The sequence below is a fragment of the Flavobacterium xizangense genome, assembly GCF_054075145.1.
This window is the reverse complement of sequence record NZ_JBSIPG010000001.1, coordinates 135,081-155,238: the sequence shown is the minus strand read 5'-3', so window position 1 is coordinate 155,238 and position 20,158 is coordinate 135,081. Positions and strand designations below refer to the sequence as shown.

General features: G+C 32.9%; 8 protein-coding genes and 1 tRNA gene. All 9 read right to left on the bottom strand.

Annotated elements, in window-relative coordinates; genetic code table 11:
- Positions 1 to 4: 4 nt before the first annotated feature.
- Positions 5 to 721, bottom strand: coding sequence for a hypothetical protein (locus tag ACWA1B_RS00650; protein ID WP_456903850.1), 717 nt, complete (start codon positions 719 to 721; stop codon positions 5 to 7).
- A gap of 4 nt (positions 722 to 725) precedes the next feature.
- Positions 726 to 4,886, bottom strand: coding sequence for a hypothetical protein (locus ACWA1B_RS00645; protein ID WP_456903848.1), 4,161 nt, complete (start codon positions 4,884 to 4,886; stop codon positions 726 to 728).
- Between the two features lie 68 nt (positions 4,887 to 4,954).
- Positions 4,955 to 7,513, bottom strand: coding sequence for a hypothetical protein (locus tag ACWA1B_RS00640; protein ID WP_456903846.1), 2,559 nt, complete (start codon positions 7,511 to 7,513; stop codon positions 4,955 to 4,957).
- A gap of 75 nt (positions 7,514 to 7,588) precedes the next feature.
- Positions 7,589 to 12,592: a PKD domain-containing protein gene (locus ACWA1B_RS00635; RefSeq protein ID WP_456903844.1), complete on the bottom strand. Its 5,004-nt coding sequence runs from the start codon at positions 12,590 to 12,592 to the stop codon at positions 7,589 to 7,591.
- Between the two features lie 11 nt (positions 12,593 to 12,603).
- Entirely contained in the window at positions 12,604 to 18,198 is a 5,595-nt protein-coding gene (locus ACWA1B_RS00630) for a hypothetical protein (RefSeq protein WP_456903843.1), read from the bottom strand.
- On the bottom strand, positions 18,195 to 18,797 hold the full coding sequence (locus ACWA1B_RS00625) for a hypothetical protein (protein ID WP_456903841.1): 603 nt from the start codon (positions 18,795 to 18,797) through the stop codon (positions 18,195 to 18,197). The genes ACWA1B_RS00630 and ACWA1B_RS00625 overlap by 4 nt, the downstream gene beginning before the upstream one ends.
- Positions 18,781 to 19,143, bottom strand: a complete 363-nt coding sequence (locus ACWA1B_RS00620) for an OmpH family outer membrane protein (protein ID WP_456903839.1) — start codon at positions 19,141 to 19,143, stop codon at positions 18,781 to 18,783. Before ACWA1B_RS00620 ends, ACWA1B_RS00625 begins: the two co-directional genes overlap by 17 nt.
- A 621-nt stretch (positions 19,144 to 19,764) precedes the next feature.
- Positions 19,765 to 20,013, bottom strand: coding sequence for a GIY-YIG nuclease family protein (locus ACWA1B_RS00615; RefSeq protein ID WP_456903838.1), 249 nt, complete (start codon positions 20,011 to 20,013; stop codon positions 19,765 to 19,767).
- Positions 20,014 to 20,080: 67 nt separating this feature from the next.
- Positions 20,081 to 20,154, bottom strand: a tRNA-Ala gene (locus tag ACWA1B_RS00610).
- Positions 20,155 to 20,158 lie beyond the last annotated feature (4 nt).

Below are 20,158 nucleotides of genomic sequence, written 5' to 3'. Positions count from 1 at the left end.
ATTTTTATTTATTAGAAATAACTCTTTGGTCAATAATTTCATACTTTTTTAATTTTTCAGCCGGAACAATCTGTTTCTTGGCTGTTGTTGTAAAGTATGTGCTAGTACTAAAAATGGACGCGTTGACGGCATTTCGATTAAAATTTTTATGGATAATTTCTAATCGAGGATAATGCGGATCCGGTTTTCGATAGTCTTTTGAAAAATTGATTACTGTGTTGTAATAAAAAATCTGTTTTTGCAAAAAGTAATTTTTGGTTATCTGCACTACAATTTTTGAATACGAAAGACTCGAGTAGGGTTTAGCAACTAATGTTATTTCCCAATAGGATTTATAATCAACGAATTTTTCAATTTTGCAAAGATCCAGAAGGGGCTTCATCTCAAAATCTCCAGCATAATTGGGTATCGGATTGGTTATTTCCATTGCTTTTTCACTATTACTAATCTTAAGATATATTGCTTTTGAATTCAGTATCTCAGTATCTCCAATTTTGGTATAAATTTCATTGCGATCATTTTTGTAATAGACACCTTTGTATGTTTCTTCAATTTTTTTTGAATCAAAATCTTTATACAGTGAGTATGTTGATTGATATTGCAATGGTTTTGCTAAACTGTATTGTTTTGCTAATTTTTGAAAAACTTCGTTAACGGTCTGCGCATGCGCTAAACAACAATTGAATAAAACCCATACATATATTATTTTTTTATAAAACATATTCTTAAGGATTAACAGTTGTTGTATTTATTACATTGCCCGAACGTGTTTCTTGAATTGTTTTGACACCTTTTGCAGTTTCTTTTTTAACACGAACAAGTCCGCCCTCATTATCATATTCATAGAAAGTACTGTAATTGTTTTCATCCAGTTCAGACATCAATTTAAATGTTTGTGGATCATAGATAAATGATTTTATACTTCCTTGAAGCGGGTGAATTCTGATATCGTCAAAGTAAACCGGAATGCTTGGACTCATGTTTTCTAATTCAAGACCCAGTGTAATCGTGTTGCTAGGTATTTTGAATTTTTGAACAACTCGCTGCCAGCCGTCAATAATATCACCACTAGGTTTTGCATATATAAAATCAATTCTTTGTCCAGGAATATCTAGCGCTTCTTTATTGTTGTAAAATGAAATTTTGATCGATGGATTTGTATATGTTTTTACTTGTTCAGATGATTCTTCTTTCACCCATGCACTCAAAATGTATTCTTTTCCAGGTTCTGGTTTGAAAGAGAAACAGTCATCGCAGAAATCTTTGATCGCCGCAGTACCACAGACTACTTTTGCATCGACAAGTTTGTCTGCAAAATAAGTTTCGTCTGATGCTAACAAATCAAAATTAGAATGTCCATAGTAAGTACCAACTGTAAATTGATTAATGTCAGATTTTGGAAACTCTGTCGGCGTAAGCCCTAATAAATACTGTAATGATTTTGTAAGCCAAGGAGTTGTTCTTGCCGTAAGGTTGTTTTGTGATCCCATTGACGGATTGTAATTTGGATCTTCATTTCTTGGCACCGATTTGCTAGTATAAGAATCACGATCTACATAAGATCCATTTTCAAGACCTACAACATATAAGTGTGGCAATTTAGGTTCTGTAACTGTTGCATTATTATTGTCAAATTTTGCAAAAGTTTCTTTTAAGCCAGCTACATTATCTGTTTGTGCTCCATCTGTAACCATAAGCACAATATTTGGTTTCATGGTGTAAGACAAGGCTCCGTCTAAACCACTTTTCCAGTAGTCAGAAGCTTGGCTGATTCCAGTTTCGCCATATCTTTTTCCTAATCTATCGATCCAGTTATAGAACATATTGACATTAGACGCCGTCATTTTCGTTGGCTCAATAAAATCAGTTCTTTTGTTGGTATCACTATCAGACATACCTGTTATAGAAACATAAATGTTAGATCCAATGTCATCATTTGTTTTAGCTTGAGCTAATACGAATAATTTTAACTGTTTTTTGATTTTATTGGCTTCACTTTGATCGATAGAACCAGATTCGTCAATTACAAGAGCAACGTGAGAAACACATGATAATTCTTTTGGACAAAAGTCAATATTGCGTACATGTCCATCTGAATTATTTGTAGAACCATCACTATAAGTTGTTGCTGTAATAGTTGAAGTCAAGGCATCAACATATTTGCTCAAATCAATAGCGGTAATAGACCCTGATGCAGATTTTGGAAGGTATACATCATCAGTTCCATTCTCTGTAAATGAAAAGCTTATAGCTGTATTTGTATTTGTGAAATTGTAAATTTTCGCTCTTAAGTCGGTTGTGTATGGCGCTACAGCGGCAATTTCTTTGTGTGCATAAGTGTTTACGTCACTGCCAGCAGGAGTGCTTGCTAGTTTCGTAATCATATCGATAAACAGACGATGTATTTCAGGAGAAAGAGGGTTGTCTTTCGTACAAGAAATATAAGGGGTACATTGATCAATAGTAATGTTTTTTGCAAATAACGTTTTACAGCTTGTTGCACTGCTTGCTACTAATTCGATGATATATTCTCCAGCAACTTGCGGCGTAAATGTATATATACCCGATGAGCCTGTTACTTTATTTACAATTGTTCCAGCTGCATCCGTTGCGGTCCAAGTATACGTTAGGTTTGTAGCTGTTGTTTCGAATACAAAATCGACTGGTTCTTTATCGCAATATTTTTCAGTTACTTTAATAGATTTTGTAAATGTCGTAGGGCATCCTTTTGAATCCGTAACAATTAATTTTATTTCATAATCTCCTGCGTTTTCAAAAGAATACGAGTATGTTCCTAATGTATTTGATGTGGCTGAATCTAAGGGATCTCCTTCGGTTGTAGTTACAGACCATTCATAACTCAAGCCAGTTGTAGTTGTTTCAAATGAAAAGTTACTTTCTCCGCCGGTATGGAATTTATCTGATGTTGATGTTATTGTTCCTTCAACGGCGGTACAATTCGTGATGTTTAATGTAATTGGTTCTCTTTCTAAGATTAAACGATATAATGAAGAAGTGGTATTACTACTCATTTCAGGATGCTTAGAGATGCAATAATACACCCCTTTATCTGCGTTCGAAAGGTTTTCTATAGTGTATTCTCTAGTTTGAGCACCATTTATTATAACCCCATCCTTATACCACTGAAAAGTATCAACGTTTGGGATGTAGCGATTGTCTTCGCACATGGTTAATGTGATGCTTTTCCCAGATATCCCAGATATAGTTTTTGCAGTATCCGTTTTTGATTGGGGTGTAGAATAAAATTGTGATAATTTTTTATAATTGGTATATTGGTCTGCGATATCAATAAAACGAAATTTGTTATAACTTATATCTGTATATGAAAAAAGTGGTAGACTACTGATGTCAGGAATATTTCCAGTTAATTCATTAGAAGTAAAATAAATGCCTGCAAGTTTTTTTAATTGACTTATACTGGGTATACTCCCTGTTAATTTATTGTATTGTACATGAAATACTGTAAGATTGGTCAATAAATTTATTTCTGAAGGAATTGGTCCTGTTAACTTATTTGCACCAAATCTCAAGTCTTGCAGTAAAGTTAATTCACCTATTGTTTTTGGAATAGAGCCCTCTAATTGATTCCCACTTAAATCCAAATTTGTGAGTTTTTTTAATTGTCCTATTTGCGTTGGGATATTTCCACTTAAATTATTTTGAGATAATCGAAGATACACAAGATTAGTTAACTGGATTATTTCATTAGGTATGCTTCCGTTCAATTTATTACCAGCCATTAATAAATGTTGAAGATTATTGAACATGCTTATTTCAGTTGGAATGACTCCAGTAAACTCATTATATTCTAATTGAAGATATGTGAGATTTGTTAGGGTTCTAATTGGGTAAATACTACCACTTAATTTATTGCTTCCCAAGGTTACCTGAAGTAGATTTGTTAAATTACTTAATTCTTCCGGTAAGGTTCCTGTCAATTTGTTTGTTCCTAAATCGATGTATTTAAGGTTTGTTAATAAGCCAATGGTACTTGGTATCTCACCACTGATTTCATTGCGATATAACTGTAGAGATTCCAAATTTGCTAATTCTCCTATTTGTGTTGGGATATTTCCAGTAAATTGATTAAAACTCAAATCAATAGCTATAAGATTATTGAGTAATTTTATATCAGAAGGAATATTTCCAGTAAATGCGTTTCGGGTTAAACTTAAATACTTTAAATTATTTAATTTTAATATTTCTAAAGGAAAAGTCCCATTTAATTGATTAAAGCCTAATCTTATATCTTGCAGATTTACTAGAAATTCTATTTGCGAAGGTATGTTTCCACTTAACTTATTATTATTTAAATAAAGAATTTGTAAATTACTTAATAGTGCAATTTCAGATGGGATTGTATTAACTAGATTATTATATGATAGATCTAATTTTGTAATATGTCCATTAGTAACTTCGACACCGTACCAACCTGTCTTATTAATGTTATTCCAAGAAATTACTGGTGTTGAAAAATCCCAACCAGTTTTGTTTATCCAATTTGTTCCACCACTATTATTATAAATGGCAAGAAGTGCATCTTTTTCTGTTTGAGATACGTCTGCGGTTGCCACTGAACGAGCGGCAATGTTTGTCGATTTTGTTTGCAGTTTGTATTTTTCAGCTATTTCATCTTCAATTTTTTTCATTTGAAGATAACTGTTCACTTGAGCTTGACGCATCAAAGAAATCTCACGCTCAATATCCCGATCTTTAACACCATGCTCTTTCAAAGAAATTTTTGCTCTTGCTACATCAAAACCAATAGTTGCATCGCTTAGCTCTTGTGCAAAAGAGGAAAGAGAAAAGAACACCATGCAAAAAATGGTTATCCAGTATTTTTTTATTTTAAGATTGTTTGCCATAATCTAATTATCTTTTTTTATAACTACTTGTTTGCTAAAACAACTAGTGTGTTTTTATCTAAAGTGAGTTATATTTTTGAACTAGAGTTTAATTTTTTACTTGCTTGTGTTGAACCTCTTTTTACAATATTGATGACTCCTGTAATTGGGATACATTCGGCTGCAGGGCAAAAGTTAATATTATGAACTTCTCCAGTTGCGGTATTGGAAGTTCCATCACTAAAACTAGTTGTAACTTTCGTTATTCCTTGTGGATTGTAAAATCTGCTTAAGTCAATACCAGTAATGGTACCTGTAGCTGATTTTGGCAAAGTGACATCAATTTGACCTCCATCAGTAAAAGAGAAGTATATGTAAGTGGGAGCATTCATAAACTTATAAATTTTGGCATCTGAACCTAATGTATAAGGTGCAAATGCTGCAATTTCAGTTTGTGCATAAACATTTACATCCGTACCATTTGGTGTACTAACAAGTTTTGTTACAAGTTCAATAAACAAGCGAAGTACTTTAGGTGTCAATGCGTTATCTCGAGTACATGAAACTTCGTTGCCACCACCACAACTACTAATAAAAATTCTTTTAGAGAATGCGGTTTGACAATTTTCGTCTCCGCTAGTTGATAGTGTTATGTCATAATAACCGGGCAAAACAGGTGTAAATGTAAATTTTCCTGTTTGGTTTGTTGCAGTATTAATTACATTGCCATTGTCATCAGCTGCTGTCCATATGTAATTTAAATTTGCAGTAGTGGTCTCAAAGAGGAAACTATAAGGTATATTTTCACAATGCGTATCTTGAACAACTCCATAAAGACTAAAAGTAGAACTGCATCCTGTTTGATCTTTTGCTGTTACTTTAATAATGTAGCTGCCTTCGTAAGGAAAGGTATATTTATAAGGAATTGTAATATCTGGTTGACTCATGTTGATTACTTCCCCTTTTTCTGTTAAAATTGACCAAGTGTAAGTCAAATTAGGAACATCAGTATGGAATGTAAGGATGGTTTCTTCGGTTGTTGTTAAATTGTGATCGTTAGTCGCTATATATCCAACAATTGAAGGATCGCAAGTTGCGCCTGTTCCTGGACAAAAATCGATATGTCTGATATGTGAACCATAATCACAATCGATATTTAGCTCGGAATCATTTGTTGACATTCGCTCCATTGTTTTTGACGCGCTTCTCGTTGGACTTGCTAGACAAGACATTATAAATTCTTCTGAACTTATGTATTGGCTTAAATCGGTAGTAAGTGCCTCTCTAATAGAAGTTTTTAGTTGTGAGATTGTGATATATTTTGGGTCATAGTCGCGCCCGATCTCCCATCCGATTTTAACAATTACGTCATAATCCCTGTCTGCAGAGAATGAAAAGTGAGCCCCAATAACTCCAGGAACATACGATCCTTCGCTGAAGTTATATACGATTGATGCATAATTGTATATTTTGTCTTTTGGACCATTAGTTATATAAGGTTTTAATGCAATAAATTCAGCTGTAGGTTCGCTTGCATTAATTTGCGCATCTGTTTCTCCTTGAATAGATCGTGCTAAAAGATCAACTAATAAATCTTGATACAATTCAAGTACTTTTTGAGATTTTAAATTGTCATTTGTACATGAATTAGTGATAAGACATTGTATTTCTTTAATATTTTCAGTTTCACAACCGTTTACTGGATCTGTAACTTTTACATGGAGGCTATAAAATCCACCTTTAGTAAGTGTTAAAGGAAAAACAGGTAAATCAGATGTTGCAATTGATATTCCTTTAGAATTGAATACTTCCCATTGATACGTAAAGCTTTCTGCAGGATTACCATATGAATAGAAAGTAAAATTATTTGATTCATCTATATTAACTTTAAGATCGGTATTGTCAGGATTGTTGTCAGTAGCAATATATCCTTCTCTTTCACCACTAGTATAAGTACAGGTATCAAGAGGTGTTATCAGTTTTGTGAAAGTAGTGCTACATCCAGCAAGATCCTTAATTTCTAACTCTATTTTATATTCTTGAACTTCTGTTAAAGTAACTAGAAGGGCTGGTTCAGTACTCGTTTTGTTAAGAGTTCCATCAGGATTGTATAATTTCCAATTAAATGTGAATTTAGAGTCACTATAATCAAATGGGTTATTAAGTCTTAATTCAGCTTCAACATTTACGCCAATTCCATACCATGGCATTTGTATATCTAAGTATCCCTCGTAACGATCTGTTGCTGGTACAACACAAGCACTCAAATTTCTGGCGGTAACATTTTGTTCGTATGTGGTACATCCTTCTGTATCTGAAACAACTAATTTAATTTTGTATGTTTCTAATTTTGTAAGCGTAATCGGGAAATCAATATTGCTTCCTGTTTGTACTAAAGTACCGTTTGCCTCATATAAATTCCATTGATAGTTTAAACCAGGAACAGGAGAATTATAGCGCCCAAAAGTAACATTAGTAGGAGTATTTAAAAATGCGCCTGCACTATCTCCGTATGTATTATTGGCAACATAAATTTGACCATTGCGGGACCATGAATATTCGCACTCTTGAGCAAAGGAGTTCAACGAACAAAATAGCATTAGCAATGTAATTACCCAATATTTTTTTATTTTAAGATCGTTTACCATAATCTAGTTATCTATTATTTATAATGGAATTTGTTTGCTAAAAAACAAATTCCATGTTTTTTTATCTTCAATGATTTATAGTCGTGAGCCAATTTTTTTAGCGCTTTGACCAGGTGGTACTGGAGGCAATAAGAGAGCATTTCCTGTTTGAATGACTCCATCAGTTGGTACACAGGCTTCTGTAGGACAGAAATCAATAAATCGAACTTCAGTCGCCTTATAACAGTCATTTGATGTTGAAGAGGTAGTCGTACTTAATTTGGTCGTTTTTTGTACAGTTTGTGTGGCAACATGTTCTGCATCTTGTACATAGCAAGAAATTAGGTAGTCACTTGAAGAGGTGTATTGGCTTAAATCAAGATAAAGCTCAGATTCAAAACGGTTGGCGAATTCTTTTAAAGTTCCATCAACAGTTAAATCGTAATTCCACAATCCTTTTTTTATAAATATTTGAACATCATAATCTCTATCTGGCGAGAATGAAAACATAACACTGGTTAATTTGCCTTGTTCATTTCGTATAGTAGTATAATTATAGATTTTATCTCCTACGCGATTAGTGATATAAGGCTTTAAAGAACTATATTCTTTTGTAGAATTACTTGCATTAATATGTTCATCGGTTTCATTTGAAAGCGATCTTGAAATAAGATTTTTCAATAAACCAAAATATAAGCTTCTTACAATTTGAGATTTAGCATTGTTATTAGTACAAGAATTTTCAATTAAGCATTTGATTGATTTTGAAAAGTGTAAAATACATCCACTTTCATTTTCAATTTCAAGTTTAATTTTATATAAACCTGGATTTGATAACGTCAATGATAATTTGTCATTATTTCCTGATTCTACTAGTTCATCATTAGCATTATAAACCTTCCATCTGTAACTGTAAAGTCTATAAGGTTCATAAGAAGGAGTAAATAACAACTCTTTGGTTTGATTGATTTGGATGGTTAATAAATCGGCAATATTTTCATTTTCATAGCCAATAAATCCATCAAGGTTTTCACCGCTGTATTCACAAGGCTCTTGCACATAAAGTTCTTTTCCGAATTCGGAAGTACAGCCATATTTATCTTTTGTTTTAAATTTTATTGTATAATTTCCAATTGTTGTTGGTGTTACATTAAAGTCTTTAGTGTTTGCAGTACTTAAGACTTCACCATCAGAATTTACAAACTCCCACAGCAACTCCATTTCATCAAAATTTGGACTGCCACTATAAGCATAAAATTGATAAGTAAGCGCTGTATTTGGTAAAGCATATGTACGATTTTCCGTATTGTAAATGTAACCGTAGTAACTTGACCATCGGCAGTCATATTGTATAGTGTATGTTTTTTCAATGGTTTTGCTACATCCTTCATTATCTGAAACTTTAAGTGCTATTTTGTGGATACCAGGTTGGTCAAAGTAATTATAGGCGTATCTATCTGAATAAACTTCAGGGGTTGTGCTGTTAGGTTTAGTAATAGTCCATTCATATTTTAAATCCGAAGCACTAGTATCAAATCTAAAAGAAGTCCATTGATTGTAAATGATACCTGCCTCACCTGGATTTGATTCCATTGTTCCAGGAATAGAACATTCTCCCGTTACGGTTACGGTTTTATCAATAGAAGTTTTGCAACCATAATTTGAAAAATCTGTCAATTCTAGATTAATACGATAAACTCCTGGAGAAGTAAACGTTTTGCTAGGTTCGCGATCCATTGAAGTGGAACGTACAGAACCGTCTAAATTATAAAATGTCCATTGATAGCCAATACTAGAGTAATTGGTAGTAAATCCAAAACGAACAACTTCATTTGTAGCAACTGTTGCAGGACTAGTTATTGATGCAATAATAGGAGGACATGCTTTTTGTACCGATATGTATTTTGTTATTTCTGTAGCACAATCATTTTCATCATAAACTCTTAAAGTAACTTTGTAAGAATTGTTATAAGGATATGTTACCGTTGGATTGCTCTCAGATGTTACTAAAAGTGGTGTGTTATTTAAGCTATGGAATGTCCAATCGTATCTAAGATTAGTTGCTGTAGTTTCAAATGAAAATGTAGTGCTTTCATATTGAGTAACAACTGGATTAGCTGTTTTTATTTCTCCTGGAATTTTAACGCAATTTACTACGACAGTTGTGTTGAAAGTATTTTTGCATCCGTTAGAGTCTGTAACTACAAGTTTAATGTTGTAATTTCCAGGCACATCATAATTCATATTTGCTGTACTAGTTGTGAAAGTTGTGCTGCTGTTTGAACCTGTGTATAAAGTCCATTCATATGTCAAATTTGTTGCAGTAGTTTCGAAGAAATATTCTACATTTTGACCAACAATTATATCAGAAGATAATGATTTTATTGCTCCATTAATCGGTATACAAGATGATATAACCGAAACAGTTTTGTTAAAGCTAGTTGTACATTGGTTAGTATCCGTAACAACTAAACTAATATTGTAATTTCCTGGTTCTGCATATGTTTTTTCAACAGTACTCATTGGACTAAAGAAATCTACAGAACCGTCCGACTTATAAAACAACCATCTATACCCTGCAATTTGAGAAGTTGTTTCGAAAGAAAATGTTGTGTTTTTATTAGTTAATAAGTTATTTGAAGACGGTAATATAGTTCCAATAACATTTACGCATGGTGGTCTTTCATTTACTATAACCTGCTTGTTCAAATTAGTTGTACAGCCGTTTTGATCGGTTATCAATAAGTTTACATTATATGTACCGGGTGTATTATATATATTGTACGCACTATGAAATGTTGAAGTGTAAGAAATGCTATTATCTAAATTATAAAATGTCCATTTGTAGGTTGAGCTTGTTGAAAAAGGTTCAAATGAAAATAAAATATTTGAATTAACTAAAATGTTTTGGGTTGATGTGTTTATAGTTCCAACAGCTGGTACACATGGCTTAGGTTTAATCGTGAAAGTTTTTATAAATTCAGTTCGGCATTCACCTTGATCTACGGTTAATTCCAGTGTGTAAATTCCAGGTGCATTAAATGATTTTGTAGTAGTTGAAATTGTTTCACCATTTGATACAAAATTATGGTTAGAATCATAAAAATTCCAATAATAAATTAAGCCGGTAATTGCTGGATCAAAAGAAAAATTAATATTTTCACCAATTTCAGCTTCTTCTTTATCCATTTTAATATTATTAGGTATATCAGCACAGGTCACATTTAAGGTAATAGGGTATCGTGATAAAGCTAATCTCATACCAGGAATATTGTGATTTGATACGCATGTATATGTTCCTGAATCACGAGGTCTTAAATCTGTAATTGTATATATTCTGCTAGTTGCAGCGTAGATTTCCTGTCCGTTGTGGTACCATTGAAAAGTATCCCCTTGATCAAATACATCATCTAAACACATTTTTAATGTAACGGTTTCACCCGATTTTCTATCAAATGATTGAGGTTCATCAATTGTTGCTTGGGGAAAATGGCCAAAACTTCGTGCATTAAGAAAATTAAATTGATCAATGAAATCTACAAAACGAAACTTGTTATGATTAATAGATACAAAAGTTAATGCTGTATTAGAGGTTAAACTCGGAATGTGGCCACTAAATTGATTATTATCTAAGCGTAAAGTATTTAAATTAGTTATAGAAGAATAGCTTGGTATTGAACCAGTCAGCTTATTAAAACTAAAATCAATGCCATACAATCCGGTAAATAGTGACAAGTCAGGTAAAGTGCCGGTAAGCTGGTTACTTCCCATCTCTAAATAACCTAAATTAGGAGTTGGCTTTAAATTAGGTATCGGACCGCTTAATTGATTAAAATTTAAACGCAAAAAAGTTAAGTTTAAATTTGATAAATCAGGAATAACCCCAGTTAACTTATTATTTGAGAAATTTATAGATTGTAAATTAATTGCACCTGATAATTCAGGAATACTTCCAGTTATTTGATTATCACTAAATGATAATTGTCTCAGGTTTTTTAAATTTGAAACTTCAGGTAGTGGCCCTGTTAGCTTGTTGTTATGTAAACTTATATAATTCAGATTGGGAAAATTGTTAAAATAATTAGGAATAGGCCCCGTTAATTGATTGTATGAAAAGTCAAAATAATACAAGTTAGTTAAGTTCGATAGATCAGGAAGCTCACCCTTTAAATTACTTACTGAAATGTCTAAATCAAATAATTGAGGCATATTATTTAGCCAAAGAGGAATTGTTTCATTACTAAAGTCAGCAAAACCGATACTTAGATATCTTAATTTGTTTAAACTTGATAAATCAGGAATAGGGCCTTTAAATTTACAATCAAAAACCTCAAGTGAAAATAAATTTGGTAATTGAGTGAACCACGAAGGCATTACAGATTCGTTAAAATCATTTTGATATAATTCCAAATGTGTTAATTTGGTCATCGAGCTCAAAAAATTTGGAAAGTCACCATTAAAATTAGAGTTACCAAGAGTTAATCGTTCCAAGTTTGGAAGATTTGTAAGCCAATGTGGGATATTTTGTGGAGTTAAATTATTGCTTGCCAGATTCAACTCATATAAATATGTTAATGGACTTAAATCGGGTAATATACCTGTTAAATTTTGCCCAACCATTCTTATTCCTACAACATGCCCGCCACTTACCGTAATACCATACCAACCACCTGTATTTGTAGTAAAATCCCATGAAGTAACAGGAGTGTTAAAGTCCCATCCTGATTTATTTACCCAGTTTTCACCTCCATTATTATCATATAATGCTTTTAATACGGCTTTCTCTGAAGCTGGAATCTCGGTAATTTCGTTAGCTGCAAGTTTACTTAAGCTGGATTTTGAAAATTGCTGTGTTTTTAGCTTTTGCAATTCACTAGCTTGTTCTTCTTTTTTAATCTGCTTGTACTGAATTAATTTCATATCTCGTAGTCTCGCAAGCTCTGAAGAAATATTCTCGTTATTTATTCCATGCTCTTTCAATGCAGCAGTGAATCTTGCAGCATCAAATCCAATCTCCTGATCAGTATAAGTCTGAGCAAAGCCTGCCGTAGCAATAAAAAAACTAATAATAGTAAAAACTAATGTATATTTTAATTTCATCTGAATCTTAATTATTTTTTAGCGGTTACTGTTGGTGCAGCTGCAGCTGTAGTACACGAAACAACCTGTTTTTTTATAGTAGCTTTTTTAGTCGGAGCGATTTTCAAACTTTTTCTTCCGGTATGTGATTGTTTGTCAGATACGGAAACTTCGTTTGTTTTTAATTGTGCTTGGAAATCAAAATGTGATGTTGTGCCACAGTTTGATAAATCATAATCTTCAAAACCATCAGAAGCCATTTCTGTGTATTTGGTATTTGAAGCTACGGCAACCGGAAAACGATTATTGTATCCAAACAAAGCCGAAGAATAGCGATTTAAAGCATCCTTATTTTCTACTTCCTGTCCGGCAGGATTGTACTGCGTAACTTGAGACGCAAACGTCCAACGGTCATAATTTGCAGCAGTCATTCCCCAAATATTTTTTGTCGGATCATACACGTAAAATGGGAAAAAGTCATTAAAGAATCCTGTTTTACGTGGCGTTGGATCAAGAGTATAATTTCTTCCGGTTAAATAAGCATACGATTTATTTGCTCTCCAATTCCCCAAAATATTGTATAAGTAAGGGTTGAAAGATCTTTTGATAATGTCATCTTCTTCAGAAGCATTGTTTTCTTTTTCATATTCAAAAACAAGATTTCCGTTTTCAAACGTCATTTTTGGCAAATTACACTCACACTGTGAAGGCCAGATATTGTTATATTGAATTGCAGATGCATTAACAATACGGTTGCTGGCAGTAGTTGACATAAAAGGATTATTGCCGATATTGTTTTTTATCGTCGTTATTTTATTATTCGCATCATAATTATATAATGGATTGGTCATAGAAGTAACACTTGCCATAGAGGCCGTCTGAAGATTTCTATATCCAGAACGTATTACTTTTATTTTTCCAGTATTGATAACTTCAGGCTTAATAAGTAAACCTTTTTCGTCAATAAGTTTGAAATCGTTATCAGTGACATGTACTGCCCACGCTTTCATCATGGTTTTCGTTTTTCCGTCGGGAGCAACTCCATTTACCCATAATTCATCACCATCAATTAAGTAATCAGATTCAAGATGTGATCCGTTAAATTGATATTGATTATTTCCTGTTTTTGTAATATCCCATTCTAAGCCAATATTTTTTGCAGCTTGACTCATTCCAGCATAACTCCAGTAAGCAGGGAAATTAAAATTGAAGTATTTATCGTTGTATTCGTTGACAGTTTCAGTTAATAAAACGTTACCTGTTTCGGCATCATAAGCAAGATTTTTTGTCGATACTTTAGAACCAAGATCATAAGCAATAGTTTCTGAGAGTATAGCTGTCGTATGGACAACCTTTGTGGTTACAGCAGATCGAAGCTGACTTTCATATTGAGAGTAACTAGGTAATGGAACCGGAACTACAATAATAGCTAAGAATATTGGTATTCCTGCCGTATTGTAATGAACACCTGCTATTTGCGTCGTAGATTTATTTTCTCTAAAGTCATTTATTACATCATAATCAACACCAACTAGCTTAGAAGCAATATTTCCTTTTGAATCGATAGTTTGAACAGTATTGTTTAATCTGCCCTCATTTCTGCTTTGAGTGTCTGTTATTGTATTGTATTTATAATCAACACCCGAAATAAAATCTTTTTGACCTTCACCATACACACGTTGATTTTTCATTTTGCCATCCATATCATTCGTATGAACAGAAAAACCTTGTGATAAAGTAATATGATCTTTTACTTTCAAATTAAGAAGACTGGCTAATGCCGATGATTTATCATAATTTAAAGCTAGAGTAGTACGGTCCGTAAGTGTTGGAAAATCTTTTGTCGTATAAAACTCTGTTACTACAGATCCTGTAGCATGTTTTTTCACCGAGTTCGTCACAACATTTGAGGCATTATATTTCTCTCTAGATAAATTAGAAACCGTTACACGGCTATAAGTTACTTTTGGAGCAGGGAAAAATGATTCTCCAAAAGGCTCTTCAACATAGTTGGTGTTGTCGGGGCCAAGTGGTAAATCTCTTTTGCTTTGATCGTAGAACGGTTTTACAAAAGGGTTTTCCTTACATCCTAAAGGTTCATAAGTTGCAACACCAGACGATTTGCCGTTTTCTGTTTCGTATGTATATTTTTGTCCATAAGATTGCTGGTATAGTTTGTTGTCGGTATTTTCAGTCATAACGTCCCATTGGTCATTGATCGCGATATCTTTAACCCTTGTACCGCCTCCGATTTTCTTTCCACTAGGTTGCATAAGCCTGATCCATGATTTGTTAGTAACGAACCTGCTTGCAATTTCGCTTTGTTCTAATTTCGCGTTAGGACTTTTGAAGATATCCAAAAGAGCTGGTAACATACCAATCATTTCCATCACGATACTTTTCAGGTCATTAGTATCCTCTTCGTTATACATACTATAAACCAATCTGTTTAGGTTTTGTCTTCCAAAGTTCCAGCCTGCTTTTGAGATCGGATTTACTTCATGTGAATTGGCATTAAAGCCATCACCTTTTCCAACATAATCAACAGGTATTGCAACATACTGTTTGTCGTTTACTTGGAGAAAACCACAGTCAACAACCTTGTTCTTAATTCCCTCGATATTAAGATATCCAGTTACATAATCATATTTATCTGTACTATCTACACCCGGCAGCGGATTTGGATCCACCATGTTTAGTAAGAATCTGAAATATAAAGGATTAGAAGCATCTCCAACGTTTTTTAAATATTTGTCAAAAAACAATTGAGGAATTTTTGGGTCATTAATAGGTAAATTGTTGTCAATTTTTTGGTCTAATGCAACATAGATATACTTTCCAAGAGTCTTTTTCTCAATTCCATTAGAAATATTGCTGGCAGTAAGTCCCTCTTTTGTACCACTTCCAACAACCTTGAACATTTGCATTGCCTCCTTGTTTTGTACATAACCGTAATCATCTGCTTCGTAGTTTAATTCCATCTGTCCTCCAGATGGTAAACGAATAGATTTAAGAAGCCAAGCACTGGCATATTCATCAGACTGAGTTCTGTCTCTTTGGTCCACAAATGGAAATTCAGCATTCGATAATTGAGCTAATGTAGCTTCATTTACACCTTCTTTCACTTTTTTGTAATTTCCCCAAACATCATAAGCCTTCATGTCATAATCTGGATTAAAACCATAATTGAAAACATACGGAGTATATTTACCCATATTAGAGTTTTTATAGGTAAAATAAATTTTGCTAAGCGTTAGTTTTCCTTCGCCATTGATATTATTGTCAATACCTGGGCACAGACTATAATTATATTCAAAATTTGCTTCTTTTATTGGAGTAGCTTTGTCTCCTTCTGCCAGGTATTCTGGCTTCGAGTAAAGAGAAATCTTGTCTAGCTTATACATTTTAGAGTCGGTGCCAATACCACCATTTTCATCCTTAACACCGTAAGCATCATTTCTTTCTGAAAGATGAAAAATGGCTACGTGAGTCTTTGTTACAATTTTTTTGATGTATAAAAGCTCTTTTTCGCCATATTGATAATTCGCTTTGTCATCTTTTTTACTCGAACGTAAGCCTTCATCATAATTGGCTACATTTTCTTTAAAAGGGATTCTCCATTTATATAAATGGTCTGTAGTTTTATTATCGTACTCGAATTTTGTGTAAGTCCCTAAATCATCATCTGTAGGGCCGTCGTTTTTTAAATCCTGATAATCTGCAGATAAAACAGATGTGAGTAAATAAGAGTGTGCATAAGGAGGTGTTGTAACTCTATTAAAGTATTGATCTCCGTCTTTACTATTTTTAACAGAATTATCACCCGAATCATAACGAATTAATCCATTTTTATAATCTAATTTTTCAGCTGGCCTGTTTTTATCACTAACATCAAAAGTTACTTCTCTTTTTAGAGTATTGTAGGCAGCTCTACCATAATTATATCTTTCACCACCTTCTTTAGTAATTCTGATTTCAGTTGTATGGTGGTCTCTTGAATATTCACTTGGTTGAAGTTTAGAACCAAATCTTTTTGCTTCAATTTTAGTTAGTTTTTGGATAGATTGATTTCTAGATAATCTAGATGATTCTCTTTTAATAACTCCTGTATAGCCAATTGCACCACTGTTTTTAGCATATTTCACATCAGTGCTTCTTGAAAATTTGCCTCCGTTTAATCCAAGTTTAATTGCGTCGTAATCTCCTAATTTAGTATTGAATAAGTCTAATTCTTTGTCAACGTGGTTACCTCCAATATTCTTAAAAAATACTTTTTCATAGTCAGGTCTGTTGTTTGTTTTCTTCTCCTTAAATCTTCCCAAAGCCGGATTTGATGTACTCCAGAGTGACGTATTGCTTTTACCTATAGTTACAGTAGCATCAATCCCCCAATGGGTTAGACCTCCAGCACCAAGTTCTAAACCTAAGTTTGCACCAACACTATCATCGTTTGTTTCTTTATCGAAAACATAACCTACCTGAGATTTGTACGGCCTAAACATTCCTGCAACTCCTTGTCCCTGAATGTTATATAAGTCATAAGTGTTATTCGTGATAGGAAGAGAAGTCGTGTTTTTGTTAAATGTTCTTTCCTTTTCTCTATTAAAATCTAAAACGTCTGCAGTAGAAGCATTGTATGTGTTTTCAAAACCGTAAGCTCTTTCAGTTTTATATTTTTCAGAATTCTTTATTCCCTGACTTGTTCTATAACCAGAAAATTTCATTCCAGGCTCGATGCCCCAAAATTCTCCTTCAATATTTAAATTAAAGATGAAATTAGAAGAGACCATACCAACTCTTTTTGTTGGAGTATAAGATGCATCAATAAAGGATGTAGATCCACTTGCGCCAAATCCACCAATAGTACGAGTTTTATCGTTGCCATTTTTATCTTTAGTTTTTTTAAGATTTATAGATGCAGAATAAGTTACACTTTCAAGACCTTTTCTGCTATTATAGCTTACACCAAGATTACCGGTTGGAATATTATCTTTTAGTGTATTGTCAGCGTTTTTATTTTCATAAGATACACTTGGTGAAACAGAAACACCTTCTGAGGCGGATGATTCCAAATTCATTCCAACTCTTATATTATTAGCAATTTGAGCGCTCAAACCACCGCTTGCAGTAGCTCCAAAACCATCATAATTATTGTATTTAACGTTCATTCCAACATTTGCTTTTACCTCATTAACACCAAAAGCACCTAGAAAAATATTAAAGGCCGATCCTACAGTAACAACAGGCTTCATGTTGTTTTCATAAGTCATTTCATCTCCATTGAAATCATCAGGCAAACCACGCATTTGTCTCGTAATTTGACCAACGTTTAGATCCCATCCTAATCCTACCCATGAAGCTTCCTGATCCATAGTTACACCAGAATTGTAAGCTAAGTTTATGGGATAGCCTCCAACATCCATAATCGGAATATTATAGTTAAAATCACCACTGGAAAGATCGACCATGTCTGAAGTTCCAATAGGGGTAAAGGACTCAAACTCTGGCTGTGATGGACCTCCTGTTAATGCATAAGCTTGCATTGGTTGAAGTGTTTCCAAAAGAATCATCATCGCTAAATATATTGCGACAGTTTTTTTAAGCTTACTAATTTTTGGTTGAATCATAAGGCTATTTGGGTATAGGTGTCTTTAAATTGGAATTTTAGCGTTCCTTTTCTAAATAGATAATCAGTGTAGACTAATTGTATTTTTTCATTAGGATCGATTCCCGAAAAAAACAATAATACTTTTTGATAAGGAGCTATTTTATATGTTCGTTCGTAATTTACTCCTGAACATGCGATTGTGTCTTTTTTTGAAGTGACAACATAAAAATCTTTTTGAAGGCCAAAAGACATATATTTTACTGCATCTGTATAATCGATGCCTGTGAAATTTTTGTCGAGTAAATCCTTTTCTTCATCTTGCTGAAAAGTAAATTCAATAACGCGTTCTCTTTTGTTTTCTTCATAAAGAGAATCTATTGGAATTAGATTTTCGTTTCCTAAATCTTTTAATAAGTAGTATTGAATTGGAACTTCAATTGCAGTAAATGCAATGTCATCTGCTTTTTGAGTATAGGCACGAGATTTCCATCCTATTTTTTCAAGGTTGAAATAGCGATCTCTAATTTCTGAATTTCTAGAATCTTCTTTAGCTTCTTTTTTGCAGGATATTAAAACTAAAGCACAAAAAATACAAAACAACTTACCTAAGTCCTTCATATCTTTTGTTTATGTAAGCAAGAAATGCTTTTGTTACGGTAATTTTTTCATCGGCATATAAAACATTTGTTTTGCTGTCGGTGCCTAAAATTAGTTCATAGTCGTTTTCTTTTGAAAAGTCTTCTGCATAACTGTGGATTCGTGACCAAATCTTTGTTGATTCATTTGCAGCGAAGATTTGATTGAATTGTTCCAATTCTTCCTTTTCTTGAATAAACTGTTTAATCAAAACTTCTTTTTGTGATGCGCTTATAGATTTTGATTGAATTTGAACATATAAATTATCAAGGGCAGTTTTTCTAGATATGAATTCTTTCTCTCCTTTGTTTTTTAATTCTTTAGTCATTAAAAAATCATTAAATAATTCTGTGTTATCTACATAAACAGTTTTTGTTTTTGATGTAAATTTTGTCAGAATTACATAAAAAATTAATGAGAAAACTAGTAAACAATTGATAATGAGCAACAAACTGCTCTTATTTTTTATCATGGAAAGCCTTGTTAAAATTCGGACGTAAAAGTAGGATTTTATTTTTTTTAACAAAGAAAATTCCCATTTTTTTTCTGTTAATTCTTAAAATAATTTTAAATTATTGTGAGATTTGTTGTATTTAATTTAAAATTTTAAGAAAAAATCATTTTATATTGTAATTATTTACTTACAATTATTTTTGTATTTGTCTAGTATGTAGTTAGTTGGGATTTTTGAGATTTCGTCTTACAAAAATAATCTTGTTTTGTTTTTGGGAGGAATGCAAACTTTTCTCGTTTTAATGTAAAAAGAGAAAAATTAAATTTGTAGGAAGAGAAAAGAAGGGGTATTGACTAATAAACTCAAAAAAGTGAAATTTTTTTAAGTTGATTTGAAAACAAAAAAAGCCACATACTATTTGCGCAGTATATGACTTTTCATATTGTGGAGAATACCGGATTCGAACCGGTCACTTTCCCGATGTATCGGGATACTCTAGTCTTTTGTTGTTATTAGGTTTTCGATATATTTTCTGCTTTTCATTTTTTTAATTTGTAATTCTCTTTGACAAGCTTCACTTCGAGTAGGAAAGGTTTCAAAATATTTTATTTCCCAATCTTTAGCCTTTTTTGTGAATTTGCTTCTGCTATTTAAATGATCTTGTAAACGTTGCTCAATATTTTGGCAAGACCCAATATAATATTTGTTGAGCAAAGAAGAATATAAAATATAAGTGTAAAACATAATTTGATATAAATGAAAATACCCAAACAGAATCAATTATCTGTTTGGGTATTTTTTAAATTATTAGTGGAGAATATCGGATTCGAACCGATCACCTCTACGCTGCCAGCGTAGCGCTCTAGCCAAATGAGCTAATCCCCCTTGT